At 50.5% G+C, this 24,970-nt stretch carries 24 protein-coding genes and 1 pseudogene; 13 read left to right on the top strand and 12 right to left on the bottom strand.

Translation table 11 applies throughout. From position 1 onward, the window contains the following. Positions 1-445 precede the first annotated feature (445 nt). Entirely contained in the window at positions 446-1,837 is a 1,392-nt protein-coding gene (narK, locus tag FEK66_RS20805) for a nitrate transporter NarK (RefSeq protein ID WP_130205687.1), read from the bottom strand. Between the two features lie 338 nt (positions 1,838-2,175). On the opposite strand from narK, the gene narX reads away from it, so the two are divergent. Both narX and narL read left to right on the top strand, forming a co-directional pair. Continuing rightward, positions 2,176-3,972: a nitrate/nitrite two-component system sensor histidine kinase NarX gene (narX, locus tag FEK66_RS20800; protein WP_130222809.1), complete on the top strand. Its 1,797-nt coding sequence runs from the start codon at positions 2,176-2,178 to the stop codon at positions 3,970-3,972. Then, positions 3,965-4,615 carry a two-component system response regulator NarL gene (gene narL, locus FEK66_RS20795; protein WP_000070491.1) on the top strand — a complete coding sequence of 217 codons (651 nt, stop codon included), beginning with the start codon at positions 3,965-3,967 and terminating at the stop codon, positions 4,613-4,615. The genes narX and narL overlap by 8 nt, the downstream gene beginning before the upstream one ends. Here the strand turns inward: narL and FEK66_RS20790 are convergent, their stop codons facing one another. After that, a complete protein-coding gene (locus tag FEK66_RS20790) occupies positions 4,616-6,010 on the bottom strand; it encodes a YchO/YchP family invasin (protein WP_130205683.1) in 1,395 nt (464 codons plus the stop codon). A 184-nt stretch (positions 6,011-6,194) separates the two neighbouring features. Between FEK66_RS20790 and ychN the strand changes: the two genes are divergently transcribed. Beyond that, the gene (gene ychN, locus FEK66_RS20785; protein WP_064528737.1) at positions 6,195-6,548 is read left to right on the top strand and encodes a DsrE/F sulfur relay family protein YchN; all 354 of its coding nucleotides are present in this window, start codon (positions 6,195-6,197) and stop codon (positions 6,546-6,548) included. Positions 6,549-6,599: 51 nt separating this feature from the next. On the opposite strand, the gene chaC is transcribed toward ychN, so the two are convergent. Together chaC and chaB are read right to left on the bottom strand one after the other, a co-directional pair. Then, positions 6,600-7,298 carry a glutathione-specific gamma-glutamylcyclotransferase gene (chaC, locus tag FEK66_RS20780; protein ID WP_135406441.1) on the bottom strand — a complete coding sequence of 233 codons (699 nt, stop codon included), beginning with the start codon at positions 7,296-7,298 and terminating at the stop codon, positions 6,600-6,602. A 220-nt stretch (positions 7,299-7,518) separates the two neighbouring features. Continuing rightward, positions 7,519-7,686: pseudogene (gene chaB / locus FEK66_RS20775) on the bottom strand (putative cation transport regulator ChaB); the annotation flags it as partial. A gap of 268 nt (positions 7,687-7,954) precedes the next feature. Between chaB and chaA the strand changes: the two are divergent. The 3 genes from chaA to FEK66_RS20750 all read left to right on the top strand — a co-directional run bounded on the left by chaA (position 7,955) and on the right by FEK66_RS20750 (position 10,104). Next, the gene (gene chaA / locus FEK66_RS20770) at positions 7,955-9,055 is read left to right on the top strand and encodes a sodium-potassium/proton antiporter ChaA (RefSeq protein WP_064528732.1); all 1,101 of its coding nucleotides are present in this window, start codon (positions 7,955-7,957) and stop codon (positions 9,053-9,055) included. A 408-nt stretch (positions 9,056-9,463) separates the two neighbouring features. After that, complete coding sequence (locus FEK66_RS20760) at positions 9,464-9,571, top strand: type I toxin-antitoxin system toxin Ldr family protein (protein WP_064528728.1); 108 nt, start codon at positions 9,464-9,466, stop codon at positions 9,569-9,571. A gap of 425 nt (positions 9,572-9,996) precedes the next feature. Then, positions 9,997-10,104, top strand: a complete 108-nt coding sequence (locus tag FEK66_RS20750) for a type I toxin-antitoxin system toxin Ldr family protein (protein WP_016265910.1) — start codon at positions 9,997-9,999, stop codon at positions 10,102-10,104. A 149-nt stretch (positions 10,105-10,253) separates the two neighbouring features. On the opposite strand, the gene kdsA is transcribed toward FEK66_RS20750, so the two are convergent. The 6 genes from kdsA to hemA are packed head-to-tail and all read right to left on the bottom strand — an operon-like array spanning position 10,254 to position 15,558. Next, positions 10,254-11,108, bottom strand: a complete 855-nt coding sequence (kdsA, locus tag FEK66_RS20745; protein ID WP_000811058.1) for a 3-deoxy-8-phosphooctulonate synthase — start codon at positions 11,106-11,108, stop codon at positions 10,254-10,256. Between the two features lie 35 nt (positions 11,109-11,143). Next, positions 11,144-11,953: an invasion regulator SirB1 gene (sirB1, locus tag FEK66_RS20740; protein ID WP_001764444.1), complete on the bottom strand. Its 810-nt coding sequence runs from the start codon at positions 11,951-11,953 to the stop codon at positions 11,144-11,146. Positions 11,954-11,956: 3 nt separating this feature from the next. Beyond that, on the bottom strand, positions 11,957-12,349 hold the full coding sequence (sirB2, locus tag FEK66_RS20735) for an invasion regulator SirB2 (protein WP_130259705.1): 393 nt from the start codon (positions 12,347-12,349) through the stop codon (positions 11,957-11,959). Beyond that, positions 12,343-13,179 (bottom strand): peptide chain release factor N(5)-glutamine methyltransferase, encoded by an 837-nt coding sequence (gene prmC, locus FEK66_RS20730; protein WP_135493816.1) that lies wholly within the window; start codon positions 13,177-13,179, stop codon positions 12,343-12,345. Before prmC ends, sirB2 begins: the two co-directional genes overlap by 7 nt. Continuing rightward, positions 13,179-14,261: a peptide chain release factor 1 gene (prfA, locus tag FEK66_RS20725; protein ID WP_130222817.1), complete on the bottom strand. Its 1,083-nt coding sequence runs from the start codon at positions 14,259-14,261 to the stop codon at positions 13,179-13,181. Before prfA ends, prmC begins: the two co-directional genes overlap by 1 nt. Before the next feature lie 40 nt (positions 14,262-14,301). Beyond that, a complete protein-coding gene (gene hemA / locus FEK66_RS20720; protein ID WP_130205671.1) occupies positions 14,302-15,558 on the bottom strand; it encodes a glutamyl-tRNA reductase in 1,257 nt (418 codons plus the stop codon). A 213-nt stretch (positions 15,559-15,771) separates the two neighbouring features. Here hemA and lolB point away from each other — a divergent pair, with 213 nt between their 5' ends. The 4 genes from lolB to dauA all read left to right on the top strand — a co-directional run bounded on the left by lolB (position 15,772) and on the right by dauA (position 20,148). Beyond that, on the top strand, positions 15,772-16,395 hold the full coding sequence (lolB, locus tag FEK66_RS20715) for a lipoprotein insertase outer membrane protein LolB (RefSeq protein WP_130205669.1): 624 nt from the start codon (positions 15,772-15,774) through the stop codon (positions 16,393-16,395). Then, complete coding sequence (ispE, locus tag FEK66_RS20710; protein ID WP_130205667.1) at positions 16,395-17,246, top strand: 4-(cytidine 5'-diphospho)-2-C-methyl-D-erythritol kinase; 852 nt, start codon at positions 16,395-16,397, stop codon at positions 17,244-17,246. The genes lolB and ispE overlap by 1 nt, the downstream gene beginning before the upstream one ends. 150 nt (positions 17,247-17,396) lie before the next feature. After that, positions 17,397-18,344: a ribose-phosphate diphosphokinase gene (gene prs / locus FEK66_RS20705; protein ID WP_001298109.1), complete on the top strand. Its 948-nt coding sequence runs from the start codon at positions 17,397-17,399 to the stop codon at positions 18,342-18,344. Between the two features lie 124 nt (positions 18,345-18,468). Further along, positions 18,469-20,148 carry a C4-dicarboxylic acid transporter DauA gene (gene dauA / locus FEK66_RS20700; RefSeq protein ID WP_130205665.1) on the top strand — a complete coding sequence of 560 codons (1,680 nt, stop codon included), beginning with the start codon at positions 18,469-18,471 and terminating at the stop codon, positions 20,146-20,148. A gap of 59 nt (positions 20,149-20,207) precedes the next feature. Here dauA and ychH read toward each other — a convergent pair whose 3' ends face one another. Next, positions 20,208-20,486, bottom strand: a complete 279-nt coding sequence (gene ychH, locus FEK66_RS20695) for a stress-induced protein YchH (RefSeq protein ID WP_064528711.1) — start codon at positions 20,484-20,486, stop codon at positions 20,208-20,210. 277 nt (positions 20,487-20,763) lie between these two features. Here ychH and pth point away from each other — a divergent pair, with 277 nt between their 5' ends. From pth to FEK66_RS20680, 3 genes are all read left to right on the top strand, one after another. After that, on the top strand, positions 20,764-21,348 hold the full coding sequence (gene pth / locus FEK66_RS20690; RefSeq protein WP_000152933.1) for an aminoacyl-tRNA hydrolase: 585 nt from the start codon (positions 20,764-20,766) through the stop codon (positions 21,346-21,348). Between the two features lie 116 nt (positions 21,349-21,464). Further along, positions 21,465-22,556, top strand: coding sequence for a redox-regulated ATPase YchF (gene ychF / locus FEK66_RS20685; protein WP_000505866.1), 1,092 nt, complete (start codon positions 21,465-21,467; stop codon positions 22,554-22,556). A 189-nt stretch (positions 22,557-22,745) separates the two neighbouring features. Beyond that, the gene (locus FEK66_RS20680) at positions 22,746-22,922 is read left to right on the top strand and encodes a hypothetical protein (RefSeq protein WP_165383448.1); all 177 of its coding nucleotides are present in this window, start codon (positions 22,746-22,748) and stop codon (positions 22,920-22,922) included. Positions 22,923-22,959: 37 nt separating this feature from the next. Here FEK66_RS20680 and dhaR read toward each other — a convergent pair whose 3' ends face one another. After that, the gene (gene dhaR / locus FEK66_RS20675) at positions 22,960-24,879 is read right to left on the bottom strand and encodes a dihydroxyacetone kinase operon transcriptional regulator DhaR (RefSeq protein WP_135493814.1); all 1,920 of its coding nucleotides are present in this window, start codon (positions 24,877-24,879) and stop codon (positions 22,960-22,962) included. Positions 24,880-24,970 lie beyond the last annotated feature (91 nt).

The raw sequence follows: 24,970 nt of genomic DNA, 5'->3' as shown, positions 1-24,970 counted from the left end.
GCTCTGAAACAACGTGGGAATTGATAACGATCAAGAGTGGTGGGGATGAAAAATAAAGTAAATTCCTAAGATACTCCTTAAGGGTAATTAATAATTTATATCTAACAGACTGTAAATTAATGGTTTTTATGCTATCTCACATTTATACACTTCGGATTTTTATACAGGTGGGTATTAAGGAGTATCCCCCATGGATGACATATTAATGGTGCTTAATTGACGCAATTGAAAATAATTATCGCCCTCAAAGTATGTTGTAACTAAATGACAAATAAAAAAAGCGCGACATTACGCCGCGCAAAGGATAATCAAATATTTTACTCTATATAATTCGAGTTACAGGAAGGCGGCAAGTGAATGAATCCCAGGAGCTTACTAAAGTAAGTGACTGGAGTGAATGAACGCAGCCGCAGCACATGTAACCCGAAGTATGACGAGTAACGATTTATTTTTTAGAATGCCGACCGTATACCGCCCAGGTAATCACCACGCAGGCGATATAGAAAATCAAAAATACTTTCATTGCACCGACTGGCGAACCCGTTAATGCCAGTGAGCTACCAAACGCTTTCGGGATAAAGAAGCCACCGATAGCGCCAATCGCAGAGATGAAGCCAAGTGCCGCCGCAGTGTCGGTTGCCGCTTCACGCATGGCACGTTCGTCAGAACCGCCTTCTGCTTTCACACGATCCATCGTCAGTTTACGGAAGATCACGGAGATCATCTGGAAGGTAGAACCGCTACCCAGCCCTGCGGTCAGGAACAGCGCCAGGAAGACCGCAAAGAACGCCATAAAGCTTCCGCCCTGCCCGTCAGTCGGTAAGGTGAGGAACAGCAAGCCACTGAAAATCGCCATCAGCACGAAGTTCACCAGCGTGACACGGGTACCGCCAAGACGGTCAGACAATGCACCACCAGCAGAACGCGCCAGTGCGCCAATAAACGGTCCAAAGAAGGCGTAGTGCAGAATCTGCACGTCCGGGAACTGCGTTTTTGACAACATGGCAAAGCCCGCAGAGAAACCGATGAAGGAGCCGAAGGTTGCCAGATACAGCAGGCTCATAATCCACAGATGCCCACGTTTGAGTACCGGTAACTGCTCCTTGATGGAGGCTTTCGAGGTAGCAAGGTCGTTCATGCCAAACCATGCCGCGATGGTGAAGATGGCGAGGAACGGCACCCATACCCAGGACGCGTTCGCCAGATACAGCTCGGTGCCATCAGGCTGTGTTACACCCTGGCTACCAAATGCAGCAAAAATTGACAGTGATACCACCAGCGGAGCAACCAGCTGCATGACGCTGACACCCATGTTGCCCAGACCACCATTCAGGCCCAGCGCGCCACCCTGCTTCTGCTTCGGAAAGAAGAAGCTGATGTTTGCCATACTGGAGGCGAAGTTCGCGCCAGCAAAGCCGCACAGCAGAGAGATGATGATGAAGACGCTATAAGGCGTGGAGGTATCCTGCACGGCAAAACCCAGCCAGACGCAAGGAATAATCAGAATACCGGTGCTGAATGCCGTCCAGCGACGACCACCGAAGATTGGAACCATAAAGGAGTATGGAACACGTAATAATGCGCCAGAAACTGAAGGTAGCGCAGTCAGCATAAATAGCTGATCGGTCGTAAAATTAAAGCCGACTTTCGGTAGGTTCACCGCAACGGCACTGAATAACATCCATACGCAAAACGCCAGAAGCAGGCAGGGAACGGAAATCCACAGGTTACGGCTGGCGATGCGTTGACCGCGTTGTTGCCAGAACGCAGGATCTTCCGGTCGCCAATCTGTAATGACTGCTCCAGTAGCCCTTTCGGGGGCGGATGAGTGACTCATAGACACCTCTGATACTCGTTTCGATGTCTGCCACCTTAGTGTCTGTAGCCAAAGGCAATTTGATGTAAATCAAACGACAATATAACTTTATCTATCATTGATATTTATCATTACCCATAGTGAGTACAGAGATTTCATAAAAATTTTGAGATTTTTCACGACACTGTAAAATCCCTACCCTTACTGACGTAAAGCGACTAACCACACGGCAAATAAGGAGTAACTCTTTCCGGGTATGGGTATACTTCAGCCAATAGCCGAGAATACTGCCATTCCAGAATGTATCGTCACATTCATTAAGGTTATTGCTCATTCAAAGCCTGAAGGAAGAGGTTTATATGCTTAAACGTTGTCTCTCTCCGCTCACCCTGGTTAATCAGGTTGCGCTGATTGTTTTGCTTTCTACCGCCATTGGACTGGCGGGGATGGCAGTTTCTGGCTGGCTGGTGCAAGGCGTTCAGGGCAGCGCCCATGCGATCAACAAAGCGGGATCGCTGCGCATGCAAAGTTACCGTCTGCTGGCGGCTGTGCCATTAAGCGAGAATGACAAGCCCTTAATCAAAGAGATGGAACAAACGGCATTTAGCACCGAGTTAACTCGTGCGGCAGAACGAGACGGGCAACTGGCGCAATTACAGGGGCTACAGGATTACTGGCGCAATGAATTGATTCCTGCGCTGTTGCGTGCACAAAACCGCGAAACGGTGTCGGCAGACGTCAGCCAGTTTGTTGCCGGGCTTGATAAGCTGGTTTCTGGTTTCGATCGCACCACCGAAACGCGTATTGAGACAGTTGTGCTGGTCCACCGGGTAATGGCGGTCTTTATGGCGCTTTTACTGGTGTTTACCATTATCTGGCTGCGAGCGCGTTTGCTTCAACCGTGGCGACAATTACTGGCAATGGCCAGCGCTGTCAGTCATCGCGATTTTAGTAAGAGAGCGAATATCAGCGGACGAAACGAGATGGCGATGTTGGGGACTGCACTGAACAATATGTCTGCTGAACTGGCGGAAAGTTATGCCGTGCTTGAGCAGCGGGTACAGGAGAAAACTGCCGGACTGGAGCATAAAAATCAGATTCTCTCTTTTTTGTGGCAGGCCAACCGCCGTTTGCATTCCCGCGCTCCGCTGTGTGAACGCCTGTCGCCTGTGCTTAACGGTCTACAAAATTTAACCCTGTTGCGTGATATCGAACTACGGGTATATGACACGGAAGATGAAGAGAACCATCAGGAGTTCACCTGTCAGCCAGATATGACTTGTGATGATAAAGGCTGCCATCTCTGCCCACGCGGCGTTTTACCCGTTGGCGATCGCGGCACTACGTTGAAATGGCGGTTAGCGGATTCTCATATGCAGTATGGTATTTTGCTGGCTACCCTGCCGCAGGGGCGTCATCTTAGCCATGATCAACAACAACTGGTGGATACCCTGGTTGAACAACTCACCGCCACGCTGGCGTTGGATCGCCATCAGGAGCGCCAGCAGCAGTTGATCGTGATGGAAGAGCGTGCCACCATTGCGCGCGAACTGCATGATTCTATTGCTCAATCGCTCTCTTGCATGAAAATGCAGGTAAGTTGTTTACAGATGCAAGGCGACGCGCTGCCAGAAAGCAGCCGCGAACTGTTAAGCCAGATCCGTAACGAACTGAATGCGTCCTGGGCGCAGTTGCGTGAGTTACTCACCACATTTCGTTTACAGCTCACCGAACCAGGATTACGTCCCGCACTGGAGGCGAGCTGCGAAGAGTACAGCGCCAAATTTGGCTTCCCGGTGAAGCTGAATTACCAATTGCCGCCACGTCTGGTGCCTTCACATCAGGCAATCCATCTGTTGCAAATTGCCCGTGAGGCATTAAGTAACGCCCTCAAACATTCGCAAGCAAGTGAGGTGGTGGTTACGGTGGCGCAAAACGATAATCAGGTAAAACTGACCGTTCAGGATAATGGCTGCGGCGTGCCTGAAAATGCCATCCGCAGCAATCACTACGGCATGATAATAATGCGCGACCGTGCGCAAAGTTTACGAGGCGATTGCCGCGTCCGCCGTCGTGAATCAGGTGGCACCGAAGTGGTGGTCACCTTTATTCCCGAAAAAACTTTCACAGACGTCCAAGGAGATACCCATGAGTAATCAGGAACCGGCTACTATCCTGCTGATTGACGATCACCCGATGCTGCGAACTGGCGTAAAACAGCTTATTAGTATGGCACCAGATATCACCGTGGTTGGCGAAGCGAGTAATGGCGAACAGGGTATTGAACTGGCGGAGTCTCTTGATCCCGATCTGATCCTGTTAGATCTCAATATGCCCGGCATGAACGGTCTGGAAACGCTGGATAAACTGCGCGAAAAGTCCCTCTCCGGCCGTATTGTGGTGTTCAGCGTCTCTAACCATGAAGAGGACGTGGTAACCGCATTGAAACGCGGTGCAGATGGCTATCTGTTAAAAGATATGGAGCCAGAAGATTTACTGAAAGCATTACATCAGGCTGCCGCTGGCGAAATGGTCTTAAGCGAAGCGTTGACCCCTGTTCTGGCCGCCAGCCTGCGCGCTAACCGCGCTACGACTGAGCGTGATGTTAACCAGTTAACACCACGTGAACGCGACATTCTAAAACTAATAGCCCAGGGCTTACCGAATAAGATGATTGCCCGTCGCCTGGACATCACTGAAAGCACGGTTAAAGTGCATGTGAAACACATGCTGAAAAAAATGAAGCTCAAATCTCGTGTAGAAGCTGCGGTATGGGTGCATCAGGAACGTATTTTCTGATTACGGTTCCCAGATCGGTTCGTCGTTCGACATTGCGTCGAAAGGTTCGGCAAGCGTTAGCGTGATCTCATTGGAAGAGACACGCTGCCCCTGGTTATCCTCCACCACTACCGACAATCGCCATTGATTGCTCGCCCCTTCCCCACTTTGCCAGTCCGGCATGATCAACGTCCAGCCATCCGCACTATTGGCTGTCGCTCCCGATGTCAGACTTAACATCTGCGTATCTCCCTGCCAGATCAATTGCCGAATACCGTAATGACTGCGAATTTGTAATTTCAGTGGCACGGTTTCACCAGGTTTAAGATCCCAGGGCGGCGTCGCCAGAAACACCGTTAAGGTTTTACGTTGCCGATACTCAATAGTCGGCAGATTATTTCGCTGCGGATTGTCATAGCGACTGCCGCGTAGCGACTGGCTTTCAGCAACTTCGCCAGCAGAAAGCTGTTTGTTGAGCGGCACGCCAAAACGGTAGTTAATATTCAGTCCGAGGTTATTTTGCCTTTCTCCACTTTCCCCCTGTTTATGCAGGGCGGTTACTGTAACGAGTGGGACAGGTGTGTAATTTAGTCCAAGACTCAAGGCGACGGGATTGTGATAACCCGTGCCGGTGTTAAACAAATCAACACTCTGACCAAAATATTGTTCGAGGCTAACGCTGGTGTTGATATGCTGGTAAAACGGCATCCGCATCCGGGCCGTCAAGTCGTAACCACGCGCCATTCGTTGCTCGAGCGTGGCGGTCTGTTCACGCCAGGAGGCAAAAGGCTGATAATAGTTTGCTGACAACCGCAAATATTCCCCCCACGCTTCGGCACCGAAACCTGCTCGCTGGAGATTTTGATCCAGCAAGTTGTCATAAAAAGTGTTATATCCCACCAGCCAGTTGCCACGCGCCCAGCGTTGGCCTGCGCCAAGGTTACTGACCAGACCATCATCCTGCTGAGTGAGCCCAATCTGGCTCCATGTAAGATAACGTTCGTTATCCTGTAGCGGTACAAACCAGCTCCCCCGGCTACCTGTAAAATGTCCTTCGTTATCCACTTTGACGTCGACACTGGCGTTCCCCCACGGCGATAGCCAGGATTCCACGTGCTGATTGACCTGCTGGCTAAGCGCATCGCGTACTTTTCCCAACGCAAAAGCTCTCGCCTGCTCGCCAGTGTCCTGACCTTTATCAGTCATACTGGTTTCACCAAAATCTTTCACAATTTCAGCAAAATGTTTTTCACCGTCATGATTTTCCGCAGCCATTCCTAAGTCAGGAAGACCGTCACTGTCGTTATCAAAAGGATTTGCCGCTTGCTGTTTAAAAGAGGACTGTGCGCTAGCTATACCGCCTGCCAGCAGCAAGAGTAAACAAATTGCGATAATGCGGGGGACGAAACGGCTCAAAACGTCAGTAATTTCCAATAAAAATGAACAGCTACAGCTTTATAGAATAACGATTACTGGTAATTTTTCTTGTACTTTTGCATGCTTTATGACAAATCCTAAAAAATGTGTCGGATTGGTCAGACAGCACACAAGCTGTAAGATAGAAACTGAACATCTAATTCCCTGAATACAGGAGTAAATAATGCAAAGAATCGTGATCGTTGCCAATGGCGCCCCCTACGGGAGCGAATCCTTATTTAACAGCCTGCGGCTGGCCATTGCGCTACGAGAGCAGGAAAGCTACCTGGATCTGCGTCTATTCCTGATGTCTGATGCGGTCACTGCCGGATTGCGCGGACAAAAACCTGGGGAAGGCTATAACATTCAGCAAATGCTGGAGATCCTCACGGCGCAAAATGTGCCAGTGAAATTGTGCAAAACCTGCACCGATGGTCGTGGCATCAGCACACTTCCACTGATTGATGGAGTGGAAATTGGTACTCTGGTAGAACTGGCGCAATGGACGCTGCTTGCCGATAAAGTGCTCACATTTTAACGTAAGTATGGGGCGCTCAAGATAATAGAGATGCCCCTCTGCTAAAATGTTTTATCGGGCAAACCCGGGCCGTAACACACCATCCGGGAAATTTTCCGCCAGAAGTTTTTTCACCGACACCAGTAAATCACTCAGCCCGTCATCCTGCATCCCCAGTTTGTTAAGCGCTTGTTCCAGGGAAAACAAGTACTGTGCGTTGGTTCCCAATGGCCCACTCGCCGCAGCAATCAACGGGGCAATCACCTGAGCGCGGGTATCGGATTCATACTCAGGATGACGCGGGTCCATAATGAACACCAGCGCATTGACGGTGCGGCCATCGTCAAGATGAAGCTGACACCAGGACGGCAGATAGCAGCCAGTAATCATCTCACGCTTCCACAGTAAGGTCAGCTCCTGCTCCAGAGACTCATCCGGCAGACGATACGCGACGCCCGTGGTACGCCCGCCCTCTTTCAGTGCAAGCATCCTCCCCGGCTGGTGCGCAGTTCCCCGCCCGGCAGTAAGCCGCAAACAGAAAGCGCGATGCCACCCAACCAGCGTACCAGTGCACGACTCGGTAAACTCCAGCGCCGGATTCCACATTAATGATCCATAGCCGAAGATCCACACCGGTCCCTCATCAGGTCGACAAGCCAGCGTCGCCGCCAGTGAGGCCGCCCGTTGTTCTGCCGACCATAAGAGTGATTCTTCAATGGCACCAAATGCCGTTTTACAATCGGCATTCATCAAGAAATCACGCGTTATCACCTTACACCTCCGCCACTGCATACTTCCCTGCGACAACTTTTTGGTGTCTTCCGGACATTTTTACTGCTCATTTTGAAACCACTATTGGGACAATATGCAATCCACAGACCACTTGCAAGGCAACACCGCACGAATGGCTTTAACTTGCCGCTGAGTTTTACGATGTTTTATGCCATTTATCATCATCGCCTTTGGCATATTCATGTTTCACCGCAGCCTAGGCCACTTTATGCGCTGTCTCCTCGCGACTGGCATCATCACGCCGGTCTTCTTTATCTTTATATTGCTCCCAGGCGCTGTTGAATGCTTCTTTATAGATATCCTGGGCATGAGTGGGTAAAACGTGTTTTACGCTTTCCGGCAGGTCGCTTTTCGTTTTATACGGCATTGTTGACTCCTTTATTAAAATTGAACATTAAGTGTGGTCAACAATATCCCCTCTTGCCAAAACATAAGAATTCTCAGGTCAGACTCTTCTTAAGAGACGCGAATACAAACATTGTCTAAACACGTAGCTTATTTTTATGCTCCGAAGAGTAAAAAAACGACTACGGGGTAAAATTTCGTAAAATGTTACCGATATCCTGACACTTTCTGTTATTTTTCCTGCCTATTTATTACATTTCCGACAAATTCATCTGCAAAGGATAACCATAATGACAAATGCTCACGAGGCGGTAAAAACCCGCCACAAGGAGACTTCGCTTATTTTCCCGGTTCTGGCGCTGGTAGTGCTGTCCCTGTGGGGAAGCAGTCAAACACTACCAGTGGTTATTGGCATCAACCTTCTTGCTCTTATTGGTATTTTAAGCAGTGCTTTTAGTGTTGTCCGTCATGCGGACGTACTAGCCCATCGTCTGGGTGAACCTTACGGTTCGCTTATTCTTAGCCTTTCCGTCGTTATTCTTGAAGTCAGTTTGATTTCAGCCTTAATGGCGACCGGCGATGCAGCGCCGACGTTAATGCGAGATACGCTCTATTCAATCATTATGATTGTTACCGGCGGACTGGTTGGTTTTTCATTACTGCTGGGTGGCCGTAAATTTGCTACCCAATATATGAATCTGTTTGGTATTAAACAGTATTTAATTGCTCTGTTCCCATTAGCCATAATCGTGCTGGTATTTCCGATGGCGCTGCCTGCGGCGAATTTTTCGACCGGTCAGGCGTTACTTGTGGCATTAATTTCCGCAGCGATGTACGGCGTATTTTTGCTGATTCAGACCAAAACGCATCAAAGCCTGTTTGTCTATGAACATGAAGATGACAGCGATGATGACGATCCGCATCATGGCAAACCGTCTGCTCATAGCAGCCTGTGGCATGCCATCTGGTTAATTATCCATCTAATTGCCGTTATTGCGGTCACCAAAATGAACGCCAGCCCGCTAGAAACATTGCTCACCAGCATGAATGCGCCTGTGGCCTTTACCGGTTTCCTGGTAGCGCTATTGATTCTGTCGCCGGAAGGTTTAGGCGCGTTAAAAGCAGTTTTAAGCAACCAGGTCCAGCGCGCGATGAATCTGTTCTTTGGCTCGGTATTAGCGACTATTTCGCTTACCGTACCTGTTGTAACGCTTATCGCCTTTATGACGGGTAATGAATTGCAGTTTGCTCTGGGCGCACCAGAGATGGTGGTAATGGTAGCCTCTTTAGTACTGTGCCATATTTCATTTTCGACTGGCCGTACTAACGTACTCAACGGCGCGGCGCATCTGGCACTGTTTGCAGCTTATTTAATGACAATATTTGCCTGACATTTATATCTCCTCCGATGGCGGAAATCGGAGGAGATAATAAAAATTATCTGCTTATAGTATTTCTTCATTCTACCTGAACAGATCGTTAATCAGATTTGCGAGCCTGTACCACAACCTGCACGAAACCACTGCAACAGCTGATGAAAAGCCGGAACGCGTACAGCATTGCGCACATTTCAGGGATGAAGTGAATATAAATTGAGCCGTAGTATCCACACCAAGCCGGAGTTATCCGGTGAGGCGCAATGTTGTGGGGGCTTTATCCCTGGCGGCATTGGTTGCTGGAAAGAGAAAACCCCTGCACGTTGAGAGGTCAAACCTGACAACAGAACGGGGGCTAATCTTGAACCAGAACAATTCAAGAATAGCCGCGAAATGTTGTCATTACAACAAAAAGGCGGTTATATGACGCTCGCGCAGTTTGCCGTGATTTTCTGGCACGACCTGGCAGCACCGATCCTTGCGGGAATTATTACCGCAGCGATTGTCAGCTGGTGGCGTAGCCGGAAGTAAGGTAAAACGAGCGTCAGGCTGCCGTAATGGCAATATGCGCCCGAAACCGGCCGCAGGGTTAACAGCCTGCGGCCTTTTTTGTATTTATCTCTTCCACAAGTAGACACTGGCAACCAGATCTGGAAGCTCATCCAGTGCACTCATGAAACGACTGCAACAGCTGATGAAAAGCCGGAACGCATACAGCATTGCAAACATTTCAGGGATGAAGTGAAGATGAATTGAGACGTAGTATCGACACCAAGCCGGAGTTATCCGGTGAGGCGCAATGTTGCGGGGGCTTTATCCCTGGTGGCATTGGTTGCTGGAAAGAGAAAACCCCCGCACGTTGAGAGGTCAAACCTGACAACAGAACGGGGGCTAATCTTGAAACCAGACACTTCAAGAATAGCCGCAAAATGTTGTCATTACAACAAGGCGGCTATATGACGCTCGCGCAGTTTGCCGTGATTTTCTGGCACGACCTGGCAGCACCGATCCTGGCGGGAATTATTACCGCAGCGATTGTTGGCTGGTGGCGTAGCCGGAAGTAAGGTGAAAACGGGCGTCAGGCTGCCGTGATGGCAATGTGCGCCCGAAACCGGTCGCAGGGGTAACAGCCTGCGGCCTTTTTTGTCTTCTTTGACCATGAAAAAAGCCCTATCGTATAACGATAAGGCTTTTGTTTTCAAAGCAGAAAAGATTACTTGCTGGTATCCAGTTCTTCGAAACCTTTAACCAGATCATCAATCGCTTTCATCTGCTTGAGGAACGGCTCCAGTTTAGCCAGCGGCAGCGCGGATGGACCGTCACATTTCGCATGTTCCGGATCCGGATGCGCTTCAATAAACAGACCAGCCAAACCTACAGCCATACCGGCACGTGCCAGTTCGGCAACCTGGGCGCGGCGACCACCAGAAGCTGCACCAAACGGATCGCGGCATTGCAGTGCGTGGGTAACGTCGAAAATTACCGGGGAGTTGCCAGAGACTTTCTTCATTATGCTGAAGCCCAGCATATCAACGACCAGGTTGTCGTAACCAAAGTTAGCGCCACGGTCACAAAGAATCACTTTATCGTTGCCGCCTTCTTTGAATTTATCAACGATATTACCCATTTGGCCTGGGCTCACGAACTGTGGTTTCTTGACGTTAATTACCGCGCCAGTCTTCGCCATTGCTTCCACCAGGTCAGTCTGGCGAGCAAGAAATGCTGGCAACTGAATAACATCTACCACATCAGCAACAGGCTGTGCCTGGCTTGGCTCGTGAACGTCAGTGATAATTTTTACGCCAAATGTCTGTTTCAGTTCCTGGAAGATTTTCATCCCTTCTTCCAGTCCTGGTCCACGATAAGAGTGGATGGAGGAACGGTTGGCTTTGTCAAAAGAGGCTTTGAACACGTAAGGGATACCCAGTTTCTGGGTTACGGTTACGTAGTGTTCGCAAATGCGCATCGCCAGATCGCGAGATTCCAGCACGTTCATACCACCAAACAGCACGAACGGCAGGTCATTTGCTACGTTGATGTCGCCAATGCTAACCACTTTTTGTTTCATAGGATCGCCTTAATCTTAAGTAAAGTGTCGATTAATTAATGCAGCACAATATGTTTATGCGCGATGTTGTTAATTTGCGCACGTATCATTTCGCTGATCGGGTCTTCCGGACACTGTTCAACGAAATAATTTAAATCATTCAACGCAACGTGTTCGCAATCCAGTTGCGCGTAAATCAACCCACGATCGCGAATTTCATACGGATCTTCCGGGTTAAATTGTAATAAGGCCTCGCTGGTGCGTAATGCCAGTTCCATCTGATTTTCTTCCATCAGCGACGCTTTCAGCGTATCCAACAGTTTACGGATAACCTCAATGTTATCGGCTTCATCCAGGTCTTCATAAAACAGTTCCGCAGACGGGCTGATATTTCCCTTTAACCACACATCCAGCATATGTTCGCTTAATGATTCACCGTTAAAAGGGTTAATCAGCCAGATTTCTCCGTCCGGGCATTCTATGCGCAATATAAGCTGCGTTGGGAATATCACCGGCAATAGTGGCAAATCGAGACGATTAGCAACCCACAATAAAACGGCGCCTAACGATACCGCACTGCCCTGCCGATTTTTTAGCACTTGATCAAGCCATAATGCATCGGAAAGACGATAAACACCACGTGAGGCTTTAAACCCCCATTCGCCGTAAAACAGCGCGATTAATTTTTCCAGCTGCTCTTCTAATGGCAGAAGCTGGCTAATTTCTTCCTTCGCCAGACTAACGAGACGCTCCAGTTCGTCGTAGACATCTTGCGAGGGAAAATCGCGGCGGATTGCTTCGCAAGCCAGGATCATGCCTTCGCACAATGGTGCTTTATTAAATTCGAAATCAGCTAACGATCTCATGACTTACCCCAGTAACGGTACTTTTGTGGTGGCGAGTTTAATGATGATGTACAGCACCACCAGCGCCAGCGGGAAGGCAATAATGCGCGCCTGCTGACTGTGCATCCGACGATAATCGAGTGCAATAAAACCCAAAACGATATAAATGATAACTCCAAACAGCTTTTCAGTCAGCCATTCAGCCTGCCCGGAAAATGGCAGGATGTGCGCTTTAGCCATCAGCGCGATGCCGCTAAGCAATAACACCGTGTCGACAACCGGCGGCACAATGCGCGTCCAACGAGCGAATGCCAGTGGATGCTCCTGGTAACGTAGCCAGAATCGTAGGGTTAAGAGCCCAACAGAAAGCGCAATGCTAATGAGATGAACGCTAAGCAGCGTAGTAAAACTTAACATCGATAATAGCGACCGAGCGTTACACGCTCGTTATCACCATAGTCCCGACAGGTTTTGACTTCATGATATCCCGCGTGGATAAATGCCTGTCGCACAGCTTCGCCCTGCTGCCAGCCATGTTCCAGAAGCAGAATACCGCCGGATACCAGCGCGTTACGCGACTGTTCGATGATATGCACGATGTCTGCCATTCCGCTGTCTGCCGCAACCAGCGCAGTGAGTGGCTCAAAGCGAACATCGCCTTGTTGAAGATGTGGATCCTGCTCGTCGATATACGGCGGATTGCTGACAATCATCGTAAACTGCTGCCCGGCTAGCGCGCTAAACCAGTCGCTTTGCAGGATGTGGATATTTTTGATTGCCAGATTTTGCGCATTGCGCTTCGCAAGAGCGATAGCGTCAGGCATTCGGTCAACCGCCGTAACATCGCAATCCGGGCGTTCGCTGGCCAATGCCAGTGCAATTGCCCCTGTGCCAGTTCCAAGATCGAGAATGCGACAAGGTTGTTCAGGCAATCGCGCCAGTGCCTGTTCCACCAGACATTCCGTATCCGGGCGCGGAATTAAGGTCGCTGGCGAAACAAATAACGGCAACGACCAGAACTCACGCACACCGGTTAAATGAGCAATAGGTTCACCGGCACGGCGACGGGCTAAAAGCGCGTCGAGTTGCTCACATTGCTCTTCAGTCAACTGCGTTTCACCAAAGGCGAGAATATAAGTGCGCCCCTTGCCGGTAACATGCTCCAGCAGGATTTCAGCATCGCGCCGCGGGCTTTCGCTCGCCTGAAGTTGGCTTATTGCTTCACGTAACCAGTGTTGATATTCCATTATTCCTGCTCGGACAACGCCGCCAGTTGGTCGGCCTGATGTTCCTGGACGATCGGTTCTATCAGCATATCCAGTTTACCTTCCATTACTTCATCCAGACGGTAGAGCGTCAGGTTGATGCGGTGATCGGTAACACGCCCCTGCGGGAAGTTATAGGTACGGTTACGATCGCTGCGATCGCCGCTACCCAGCAAGTTGCGACGGGTGGAAGCCTCTGCCTGCTGGCGTTTTGCCATTTCCGCCGCATGGATACGAGCACCGAGCACTGAAAGCGCCTTCGCTTTGTTTTTATGCTGCGAACGTTCGTCCTGACATTCAACAACAATACCGGTCGGCAAGTGAGTAATACGAATTGCCGAATCGGTGGTGTTGACGTGCTGACCACCTGCGCCTGAGGAACGGAAAGTATCGATACGCAAATCTGCCGGGTTGATATCCGGTAGTTCCGCTTCCGGCAGCTCTGGCATTACCGCTACGGTACAAGCAGAAGTATGAATACGCCCTTGCGATTCCGTCGCAGGAACACGCTGCACGCGATGGCCGCCAGATTCGAATTTCAAACGTCCATACACACCATCACCGCTAATTTTGGCGATGATCTCTTTATAACCGCCATGTTCACCCTCGCTGGCGCTCATGATTTCTACACGCCAGCGGCGGGCTTCGGCGTAGCGGCTGTACATACGGAACAGATCGCCAGCGAACAGCGCCGCTTCATCACCACCAGTTCCGGCACGCACTTCAAGGAAGGCGTTACGTTCGTCATCGGGATCTTTTGGCAGCAAAAGAACCTGTAACTGTTGTTCCAGTTGCTCGCTTTTTTCTTTGGCTTCACGCAGCTCGTCCTGCGCCATTTCACGCATTTCCGGATCGTCGAGCATTATCTGCGCGGTTTCGATATCTTCCTGAACCTGTTGCCAGTCGGTAAAACAGCGCGAAACATCACTTAATTGCGCATATTCACGTGATAATGCGCGAAAACGTTCCTGGTCGGCGATGGTTTGCGCATCACCCAGCAGTGCCTGAACTTCTTCATGGCGTTCATGCAGGGCTTCCAGTTTGGCAACGATAGAAGGCTTCATAGGCGTAAATGCACCCTGTAAAAAAGAAAATGATGTACTGCTACTCCAGCCCGAGGCTGTCGCGCAGAATATTCAGGCGTTCGTTATCCCCGTCACGGGCGGCCTGTTGAAGTGATTTCGTTGGCGCATGGATCAGGCGGTTAGTCAGTTTCCATGCCAGATCCTGCATTATGGCTTGCGCGTCGCCGCCCTGTTCCAGGGCCGCTAACGCTTTGGCGGTTAACTCATCGCGAACTTGTTCAGCCTGGCTGCGATAATCGCGAATGGTTTCGCTGGCGCTTTGTGCGCGTAGCCACGCCATAAATTCGCTGGTTTCCTGGGCGACGATAGTTTCCGCCTCAACTGCGGCGGCTTTACGTTGCGCCAGGTTGTGCGAAATAATGCTTTGCAGATCATCAACGCTGTAAAGGTAGGCATTCGCCAGTTTGCCAACTTCTGGCTCAACATCGCGTGGAACGGCAATATCGACCAGCAGCATCGGTTGGTTGCGACGACTTTTTAATGCGCGCTCCACCATGCCTTTACCGATAATCGGCAACGGGCTAGCGGTGGAACTGATGATGATATCGGCTTCACACAGACGCTCGTCGATATCGCTCAGGGCAATCACTTCCGCGCCGACTTCATCTGCCAGAATTTGGGCACGTTCGCGAGTACGGTTGGCGATAATCATCTTCTGTACTTTGTGTTCGCGCAGATGACGTGCCACCAGCTCGATGGTTTCGCCCGCGCCAACCAGCAATACGGTCACCGTAGAGAGCGATTCAAAGATCTGCCGCGCCAGCGTACAAGCCGCAAATGCAACAGATACCGCACTGGCGCCAATATCCGTTTCAGTGCGAACGCGTTTCGCCACGGAGAAAGATTTCTGGAACATACGCTCCAGTTCGCTGGCCTTCATATGGCCTTTTTGCGAATCGGCAAAGGCTTTTTTTACCTGGCCGAGGATTTGCGGCTCGCCCAATACCAATGAGTCCAGGCCACTGGCAACACGCATTAAATGGCTGACTGCGTCGTTATCCTGATGCCAATAGAGGCTATTACGCAGATCTTCTTCGTTGAGATTATGGTAATCGCACAACCAGCGAATGAGCGCCTCTTGCAGGTTATCCTGCTCTTCAACGCTAAGATAAAGTTCTGTGCGGTTACACGTCGACAGCACCACGCCGCCCTGCACCATCGGCTGCGCAAGCAGGCTGTCCAGCGCCTGATCGAGCTTATCCGGCGAAAACGATACACGTTCTCGCAGCGATACAGGTGCCGTTTTATGGTTGATACCGAGTGCTAAAAGGGTCATGTCTGCGGGAAATAATACCAACGTTGATATGGTTAGTCTGCTCGCATCATACAGGATGCGCGGGATCAATAAAAGAGAGCGCCCCCTTTTGGAGTAATTGCCTAAACCCGTTAGATTCTGGCAATTAAGACAACTTGAACATAGACGATGGCTGACGGTAACGCTAGCATTAAGGGTTATAACTGCAACGTATCTCAAGGACTTGTCATTATTATGCCCCTGCCCGATTTTCGCTTTATCCGCCTGCTACCGCTGGCTGCTCTCGTGCTCACGGCCTGTTCCGTTACGACGCCGAAAGGTCCGGGCAAAAGCCCGGATTCGCCACAGTGGCGTCAGCATCAGCAAGACGTGCGCAACCTGAATCAGTACCAGACACGCGGTGCGTTTGCCTATATTTCTGACCAACAAAAAGTGTATGCCCGTTTCTTCTGGCAGCAAACTGGCCAGGATCGCTACCGTCTGCTGCTGACTAACCCATTGGGCAGCACTGAGCTGGAGTTGAATGCCCAGCCGGGTAATGTGCAGTTAGTGGACAATAAAGGCCAGCGTTACACCGCCGATGACGCCGAAGAGATGATTGGCAAATTGACCGGAATGCCGATTCCGCTCAACAGTTTGCGCCAGTGGATTTTAGGTTTGCCAGGTGATGCAACCGACTACAAACTGGACGACCAGTACCGCCTGAGCGAAATTACCTATAGTCAGAACGGTAAAAAATGGAAAGTGGTATACGGCGGTTATGACACTAAAACGCAACCTGCGATGCCTGCCAATATGGAACTCACCGAAGGCGGTCAGCGCATCAAGTTAAAAATGGATAACTGGATAGTGAAATAATGCGGACTCAGTGGCCCTCTCCGGCAAAGCTTAATCTGTTTTTATACATTACCGGTCAGCGTGCGGACGGCTACCACACGCTGCAAACGCTGTTTCAGTTTCTGGATTACGGCGACACTATCAGCATTGAACTTCGCAACGATGGGGAAATCCGCCTGTTAACGCCAGTTGAAGGTGTGGAACACGAAGATAACCTGATTGTTCGCGCGGCACGGTTGTTGATGAAAGCAGCCGCCGCCAGTGGGCGTCTTCCGAAAGGAAGTGGTGCAGATATCAGCATTGACAAGCGTTTGCCTATGGGTGGTGGTCTGGGCGGTGGTTCATCCAATGCCGCAACAGTTCTGGTAGCTTTAAATCATCTGTGGCAATGCGGACTGAGTGTTGATGAGTTGGCAGAAATCGGTCTGACGCTGGGCGCAGATGTTCCGGTTTTTGTCCGTGGTCATGCTGCTTTTGCCGAAGGGGTCGGCGAAATATTAACGCCGGTGAATCCACCAGAGAAATGGTATCTGATTGCGCACCCTGGCGTGAGTATTCCTACACCAATGATTTTTAAAGATCCCGAACTCCCGCGCAACACGGCGAAAAGGTCAATAGAAACGTTGCTAAAATGTGAATTCAGCAATGATTGCGAGGTTATCGCAAGAAAACGTTTTCGCGAGGTTGATGCGGTGCTTTCCTGGCTGTTAGAATACGCCCCGTCGCGCCTGACTGGGACAGGGGCCTGTGTCTTTGCTGAATTTGATACAGAGTCTGAAGCCCGCCAGGTGCTAGAGCAAGCCCCGGAATGGCTCAATGGCTTTGTGGCGAAAGGTGTCAATCTTTCCCCATTGCACAGAGCCATGCTTTAAGCCGGGCAAGCTGAGTTTCGGTGACAACGTCACCTTGTTCCAGACGTTGCATCGCGCTCTTTAATACACCGCCTGGAAAGAATATTGCCTGGCCCGCACAGTTTTCGGCAGATTCTTTCCACCAATGGACGCATGCCTGAGGTTCTTCTCGTGCCTGATATGAAGCTTTTTGCTGGTAACGCCACCCCGGAACTAGCACAACGTATTGCCAACCGCCTGTACACTTCACTCGGCGACGCCGCTGTAGGTCGCTTTAGCGACGGCGAAGTCAGCGTACAAATTAACGAAAATGTACGCGGTGGTGATATTTTCATCATCCAGTCCACTTGTGCCCCTACTAACGACAACCTGATGGAATTAGTCGTGATGGTTGATGCCCTGCGTCGTGCTTCCGCAGGTCGTATCACCGCTGTTATCCCCTACTTTGGCTATGCGCGCCAGGACCGTCGCGTCCGTTCCGCTCGTGTACCAATCACTGCGAAAGTGGTTGCAGACTTCCTCTCCAGCGTCGGTGTTGACCGTGTGCTGACAGTGGATCTGCACGCTGAACAGATTCAGGGTTTCTTCGACGTTCCGGTTGATAACGTATTTGGTAGCCCGATCCTGCTGGAAGACATGCTGCAGCTGAATCTGGATAACCCGATTGTGGTTTCCCCGGACATCGGCGGCGTTGTGCGTGCCCGCGCTATCGCTAAGCTGCTGAACGATACCGATATGGCAATCATCGACAAACGTCGTCCGCGTGCGAACGTTTCCCAGGTGATGCATATCATCGGTGACGTTGCAGGTCGTGACTGCGTACTGGTCGATGATATGATCGACACTGGCGGTACGCTGTGTAAAGCTGCTGAAGCTCTGAAAGAACGTGGTGCTAAGCGTGTATTTGCGTACGCGACTCACCCGATCTTCTCTGGCAACGCGGCGAACAACCTGCGTAACTCTGTAATTGATGAAGTCGTTGTCTGCGATACCATTCCGCTGAGCGATGAAATCAAATCACTGCCGAACGTGCGTACTCTGACCCTGTCAGGTATGCTGGCCGAAGCGATTCGTCGTATCAGCAACGAAGAATCGATCTCTGCCATGTTCGAACATTAATCGAACCCGGCTCAAAGACCCGCTGCGGCGGGTTTTTTTGTCTGTAATATCCATTTGTATGACCTATGCCTCCTTCACCTGCCATTTAGTTGACAGATGATGCGCTCACGGATGAAACATTATTGTGAACAAAATATTTTCCTCACATGTGATGCCTTTCCGCGCTCTGATCGACGCTTGCTGGAAAGAAAAATACACTGCCGCACGGTTTACCCGTGACCTGATTGCCGGGATAACCGTTGGGATTATTGCTATTCCTCTGGCGATGGCGTTGGCAATTGGCAGTGGTGTGGCTCCTCAATACGGTTTATATACCGCTGCCGTTGCGGGGATTGTCATAGCTCTGACGGGTGGGTCGCGCTTTAGCGTTTCCGGTCCGACTGCAGCATTTGTAGTAATTCTCTATCCCGTTTCGCAACAGTTTGGACTGGCAGGCCTGCTGGTTGCGACGTTGTTGTCGGGGATCTTTTTGATCCTGATGGGTCTGGCGCGCTTTGGTCGTCTGATTGAATATATTCCGGTTTCCGTCACCTTAGGTTTTACCTCGGGTATCGGGATCACCATCGGTACCATGCAGATTAAAGATTTTCTCGGTCTGCAAATGGCTCATGTCCCGGAACATTATCTACAAAAAGTCGGCGCATTATTTATGGCGCTGCCGACCATTAATGTGGGTGATGCTGCTATTGGTATCGTGACACTGGGCATTCTGATTTTCTGGCCACGTTTGGGTATTCGTTTACCTGGTCACCTTCCGGCCTTGCTGGCTGGTTGCGCGGTGATGGGGATTGTTAACCTGCTTGGCGGACATGTTGCTACCATCGGATCGCAATTCCACTACGTTCTGGCCGATGGTTCTCAGGGTAACGGTATTCCGCAACTGCTGCCGCAACTGGTGCTGCCGTGGGATCTGCCTAATTCAGAATTCACGCTAACCTGGGATTCTATTCGCACTCTGCTGCCTGCGGCATTCTCAATGGCAATGCTCGGGGCAATCGAATCTCTGCTCTGCGCCGTCGTACTGGATGGTATGACCGGGACTAAGCACAAGGCGAATAGTGAACTGGTCGGTCAGGGGCTGGGGAATATCATCGCTCCATTCTTTGGTGGTATTACCGCTACTGCTGCCATCGCACGTTCTGCCGCTAACGTCCGTGCTGGGGCAACTTCCCCTATCTCGGCGGTGATCCACTCTATTCTGGTTATTCTCGCCCTGCTGGTACTGGCACCACTGCTCTCCTGGCTGCCGCTTTCCGCCATGGCTGCCCTGCTGTTGATGGTGGCGTGGAACATGAGTGAAGCGCACAAAGTGGTCGACTTGCTGCGTCATGCGCCGAAAGATGACATCATCGTCATGCTGCTGTGTATGTCACTGACCGTGCTGTTTGATATGGTTATTGCCATCAGCGTGGGGATTGTTCTGGCATCGTTGCTGTTTATGCGCCGTATCGCCCGTATGACTCGTCTGGCGCCGGTGGCAGTAGACGTTCCTGATGATGTGCTGGTCTTGCGTGTTATTGGCCCGCTGTTTTTCGCGGCGGCTGAAGGTCTGTTCACCGACCTGGAATCACGTCTGGAAGGAAAACGGATTGTTATTCTGAAGTGGGATGCCGTTCCGGTGCTTGATGCCGGTGGTCTTGATGCGTTCCAGCGTTTTGTGAAGCGCCTGCCTGAAGGGTGTGAACTGCGCGTGTGTAACGTGGAATTCCAGCCTCTGCGTACAATGGCCCGATCCGGTATTCAACCGATTCCGGGACGTCTGGCGTTCTTCCCGAATCGCAGCGCAGCGATGGCTGATCTGTAAGAAAGGCATTAAATTGACCAGTCAGCGCAAACTGACTGGTCAGCAAACTACTTTAGTTGTTAGCTATGACGGCGATTATCGCTACGGCGGCAACGTTTGTCATAGTGGCGAACCCACCAGTAACGGTCGCACACCTGTTCATGCCCGCCAACACGGGCTCCCGCCAGCCAGAGAATGGCACCGACGAAAATACTCAGCACTGCACCGTGTGCGAAATACTGGGGCATATCAAACTGTGGTAATTGGTTGAGGATTGAATACCCCACGCCGACCACCATCACCACCAGACCCAACCCCATAAGCACGTTACCGAGTAACGAAGCGTTTTTGCGTTTCATGTGTCACCTCCGGAACTTTCTGGGTTGTAACAGGGAATACCCCTCTTCCTTATGTGTAAAGTATAGACAACACCCTGTGGCTTATGTGCGGGCGTGATCACAATTACAACCCTTATTTCAACAAAACTTTACAAATAACCGTCTGAGCACCTTGACTTTCTAATAGTCGATACTGGCAATTATTATGTTATCTGCGTTTAACACGCTGTTTTTTGTCAAGCGGGGCCGCAACCAGTAAACTACGCGCCAGTTATGTACTCACTCAGGACAAAAAAACGTGACGATTAAATTGATTGTCGGCCTGGCGAACCCCGGCGCTGAATACGCCGCAACGCGACATAATGCTGGCGCCTGGTTCGTTGACTTACTGGCGGAGCGTTTACGCGCTCCCCTGCGCGAAGAGGCTAAATTCTTTGGTTATACCTCGCGAGTTACCCTCGGAGGCGAAGATGTCCGCCTGTTAGTCCCGACTACATTTATGAATCTCAGCGGCAAAGCCGTCGCAGCGATGGCCAGTTTTTTCCGCATTAATCCGGACGAAATTCTGGTTGCTCACGACGAACTGGATCTGCCTCCGGGCGTCGCCAAATTTAAATTGGGCGGTGGCCACGGTGGTCACAATGGACTGAAAGACATCATCAGTAAATTAGGTAATAACCCTAACTTTCACCGTTTACGCATCGGAATCGGTCATCCGGGCGATAAAAACAAAGTTGTCGGGTTTGTGTTAGGCAAACCACCTGTTAGTGAACAGAAGTTAATTGATGAAGCCATCGACGAAGCGGCGCGTTGTACTGAAATGTGGTTTACAGATGGTTTGACCAAAGCAACGAACCGATTGCACGCCTTTAAAGCGCAATAAGTCGTTGTCTGCGGCATTTTTGCCGAGTGCCGTGTATAATAGGCAAAGTTATTTCCATTTCTGCAATCTGTTTGTGATAACAGGTTGATTATTAAGATATTAAGGTGATTTAAATCATGGGATTCAAATGCGGTATCGTCGGTTTGCCCAACGTCGGGAAATCTACCCTGTTCAACGCGCTGACCAAAGCCGGTATTGAAGCGGCCAACTTTCCATTCTGTACCATCGAGCCGAACACGGGCGTCGTACCAATGCCTGACCCTCGCCTGGATCAACTGGCTGAAATCGTAAAACCGCAGCGTACGCTTCCCACGACCATGGAATTTGTCGATATCGCCGGTCTGGTAAAAGGCGCGTCGAAAGGTGAAGGTCTGGGTAACCAGTTCCTGACCAACATTCGTGAAACCGAAGCGATCGGCCACGTTGTTCGCTGCTTTGAGAATGACAATATCATTCACGTTTCCGGCAAAGTTAACCCGGCGGACGATATTGAAGTTATCAACACCGAACTGGCGCTGGCGGATCTCGACACCTGCGAACGTGCGATTCACCGCGTACAGAAGAAAGCCAAAGGTGGCGATAAAGACGCGAAAGCCGAGCTGGCGGTACTGGAAAAATGCCTGCCACAGCTGGAAAACGCAGGCATGCTGCGCGCGCTGGATTTAAGCGCTGAAGAGAAAGCGGCGATTCGTTACCTGAGCTTCCTGACGCTGAAACCAACGATGTACATCGCCAACGTCAACGAAGACGGTTTTGAAAACAACCCGTATCTTGACCAGGTGCGTGAAATCGCGGCGAAAGAAGGTTCTGTTGTGGTTCCGGTTTGTGCTGCTGTTGAAGCTGACATTGCCGAACTGGACGACGAAGAACGTGACGAGTTTATGCAGGAACTGGGACTGGAAGAACCAGGCCTGAACCGTGTGATCCGTGCCGGTTATAAACTGCTGAACCTGCAAACTTACTTCACCGCTGGGGTGAAAGAAGTACGCGCATGGACCATTCCGGTTGGTGCAACCGCGCCGCAGGCAGCTGGTAAAATCCACACCGATTTTGAAAAAGGCTTTATCCGCGCACAAACCATCTCGTTTGAAGACTTCATCACTTACAAAGGTGAACAAGGTGCGAAAGAAGCGGGCAAAATGCGTGCAGAAGGTAAAGACTACATCGTTAAAGATGGCGATGTGATGAACTTCCTGTTCAACGTCTAATTCCACGTAATATCCTGGCGGTTAATAACGAGCCATTATGTGAGTCGCACATAATGGCTTTTTTACGCCTGCTACGCTGCTTCTTTCAATTCTGAGTTACCGAAACCCATAATCAGACTCCTGGCAATATTAACAATGCGGCTTTTATGTGATAACAATCACAGTGCATTAACCGTTCAAGAGTTTGTCATGAAAAAAACATTTACCTTCAGTCTGTTAGCAATTGTCTTTGCGAGCCTGTTAAGTGCTTGTGTTCCTCACCATCATCACCGCCACAACGATGGCCCGCGTGGCCCTGCGGCTTCCGGTAAGCCAATGCCACCTTCAAATGGTGGGCCAAATCATGGCAGTCATGGTCGCTATTAATTAGCAAGTCATACGCGGGAGAGTGCCTACTTTCCCGCTATCCACGGCGCTTAAACTGACTCGCATCAATGCCGTATTGCTTCATTTTTCGCCACAGCGTAGTGCGACCAATCCCGAGTAAAACCGACATTTCCTGAATACGTCCGCCAGTAACCTGGGCCGCGTTAATAATCGCTTCTTTTTCAACTTCCGCGAATGACAGACTGGTAGAAAGGCGTGTAGCGCTGGCATCATCTGTCGCCTGTTCAGTAAACAGGTGTTCCGGCAAATCACTGACACGAATGCGTCCGTTTTCGCTACTCAGCGCAAGATTCTCGATGACGCTGTAAAGTTCAAAATCATTGCCAGGCCATGCGCAAGAAACCAGGCGAGTAAGCGCATCGTCATCAATTTTCAGACGCGTAGAGAAGCGTTTTTCAAGACTGCGTAATTTGTTATTCACCAGCGCCGGAATACTGTCGCGCCGCATCCGCAAAGGAGGGATGGTAATTTCAAATGCATGAAGCGCGTAATAAAGCTGGCGACTAAAGCGATTTTGCTCCACCAGCATCGCCAGGTCCGCTGTTGTAGTGGCAATCACTTTGACATCAATGGGTATTAAACGCCGCGCATCCAGTCTTGTGATGACGCCTTGTTTGATGACCTGGAGCAACGCAGACTGTAACTCTGCCGCCAGATATTCAATCTTTTCAAGGAACAACGTGCCGCCATGTGCCAGTTCCAACCGACTCAGACGACCATTTTCATTCTCCGTGCGATCGCCACCAATAAATTCTTCCGCCAGCGCCGCATCGCCATATAACTCGCAATTAACCGCGATATAGGGACCCGCCGCACGCTCGCTTTCATTGTGAATGGCCTGGCTTAACAGTGCTTTGCCAACGCCTTCTTCTCCACAGAGTAGCACCGGGAAACTGCTGCGCGCCGCCTGGCGGCCAAAATGGATCAACCGGCGGGTTTGCGGATCGTCCTGTGGCATATGAGCAAAGGTATGGCTGACTTTTCCTAATTGACTGGTCATCAACTGCCGCATCTGTTCTACCGGATGGAGCAACAGAATAAAGCTGGTCCCTTGCGTTTCAATTATCGGTTTAAGGGTAATGACCGCATCAATAAACTGGTGTTGACTTTCAAAAGTCGCTTCCACATGTTTGAGAGGATGAGCTTGCTTTATTGCCTGTTGCAATACGGTTGGTAGCGTTAATAGCTCAGTGATCGCCCTTCCCTGACTTGCCGTCGCGTCCAGACACAAAACACGCGCCGCCTGGGCATTGATAAATTGCAAATTACCCTGCTCATCCCAGCTAATCACGCCATCATCCATACTTTCCAGCAAGGCGTTAAGCTGATTTAAATGCCGGTTTGTTTCAGCCAGTAAACTGTCTGTCAGCAGTAAATTTCCTACCTCACGCGCAATTGCCAGCGTCAACGGCAAATCGGCTGCGGTGGTTTGCTCAACCGGACACGCCAGCGCTATCGTTCCCGTTAATCGGCCCTTGCTGTCAAACAGTGGCGTCGCACAAAATGCCCGATCCCATAGCGCCTGCTTGAAATGTTGATCGGCCATCGTTTTCACTGCCTGACCGGAGATAGCCGCTAACGATAGCGCACAAGTACCAATAATTCCCTCTGCGCAATACGTGCCGTCATTGAATCCCAGGACACTAAGCTGGTGCAACGTTTGTGGATCGCCATAACGACTAAGGATGCAGGCGGTTTCATCAAGGATGAACAGTCCGCACGCCCGCGATTCCATATATTCCCAGGCATCTTCCAGTGCCGCTTGCCCGAGTGCCAGCATCGCTTCCTTACGCCGATAGATAGAAGCAAATGTCACGCCCCGAGCCTGATGCGGTACGCTCCATGACTCCCGTTTCATCAGCTTGCGGCATCGCTCCCAGGATGCTGCTATCAAGGGAGATACGCTCTGTTGCTGGTTGTTAAAACCGTCATTCATATTTGCTGCCCTTATGACAAAAAGGTGTTCCGCATCGCAAATTTACTTATCCAGATTCGGCATTGTTCCGTTATGGAACATTTATTAAAGC

Origin of the sequence: Escherichia sp. E1130 (genome assembly GCF_005781065.1) — a bacterium.
GTDB lineage: Bacteria > Pseudomonadota > Gammaproteobacteria > Enterobacterales > Enterobacteriaceae > Escherichia.
The sequence above is the reverse complement of the archived record's forward strand: the minus strand, read 5'-3'. Positions and strand labels throughout refer to the sequence as shown.

Bases quoted from the DNA above. Each gene is read 5' to 3' on its own strand.
- narK (WP_130205687.1), bottom strand. From the start codon at position 1,837: ATGAGTCACTCATCCGCCCCCGAAAGGGCTACTGGAGCAGTCATTACA.
- narX (WP_130222809.1), top strand. From the start codon at position 2,176: ATGCTTAAACGTTGTCTCTCTCCGCTCACCCTGGTTAATCAGGTTGCG.
- narL (WP_000070491.1), top strand. From the start codon at position 3,965: ATGAGTAATCAGGAACCGGCTACTATCCTGCTGATTGACGATCACCCG.
- ychN (WP_064528737.1), top strand. From the start codon at position 6,195: ATGCAAAGAATCGTGATCGTTGCCAATGGCGCCCCCTACGGGAGCGAA.
- chaA (WP_064528732.1), top strand. From the start codon at position 7,955: ATGACAAATGCTCACGAGGCGGTAAAAACCCGCCACAAGGAGACTTCG.
- FEK66_RS20760 (WP_064528728.1), top strand. From the start codon at position 9,464: ATGACGCTCGCGCAGTTTGCCGTGATTTTCTGGCACGACCTGGCAGCA.
- FEK66_RS20750 (WP_016265910.1), top strand. From the start codon at position 9,997: ATGACGCTCGCGCAGTTTGCCGTGATTTTCTGGCACGACCTGGCAGCA.
- kdsA (WP_000811058.1), bottom strand. From the start codon at position 11,108: ATGAAACAAAAAGTGGTTAGCATTGGCGACATCAACGTAGCAAATGAC.
- sirB1 (WP_001764444.1), bottom strand. From the start codon at position 11,953: ATGAGATCGTTAGCTGATTTCGAATTTAATAAAGCACCATTGTGCGAA.
- sirB2 (WP_130259705.1), bottom strand. From the start codon at position 12,349: ATGTTAAGTTTTACTACGCTGCTTAGCGTTCATCTCATTAGCATTGCG.
- prmC (WP_135493816.1), bottom strand. From the start codon at position 13,179: ATGGAATATCAACACTGGTTACGTGAAGCAATAAGCCAACTTCAGGCG.
- prfA (WP_130222817.1), bottom strand. From the start codon at position 14,261: ATGAAGCCTTCTATCGTTGCCAAACTGGAAGCCCTGCATGAACGCCAT.
- hemA (WP_130205671.1), bottom strand. From the start codon at position 15,558: ATGACCCTTTTAGCACTCGGTATCAACCATAAAACGGCACCTGTATCG.
- lolB (WP_130205669.1), top strand. From the start codon at position 15,772: ATGCCCCTGCCCGATTTTCGCTTTATCCGCCTGCTACCGCTGGCTGCT.
- ispE (WP_130205667.1), top strand. From the start codon at position 16,395: ATGCGGACTCAGTGGCCCTCTCCGGCAAAGCTTAATCTGTTTTTATAC.
- ychH (WP_064528711.1), bottom strand. From the start codon at position 20,486: ATGAAACGCAAAAACGCTTCGTTACTCGGTAACGTGCTTATGGGGTTG.
- ychF (WP_000505866.1), top strand. From the start codon at position 21,465: ATGGGATTCAAATGCGGTATCGTCGGTTTGCCCAACGTCGGGAAATCT.
- FEK66_RS20680 (WP_165383448.1), top strand. From the start codon at position 22,746: ATGAAAAAAACATTTACCTTCAGTCTGTTAGCAATTGTCTTTGCGAGC.
- dhaR (WP_135493814.1), bottom strand. From the start codon at position 24,879: ATGAATGACGGTTTTAACAACCAGCAACAGAGCGTATCTCCCTTGATA.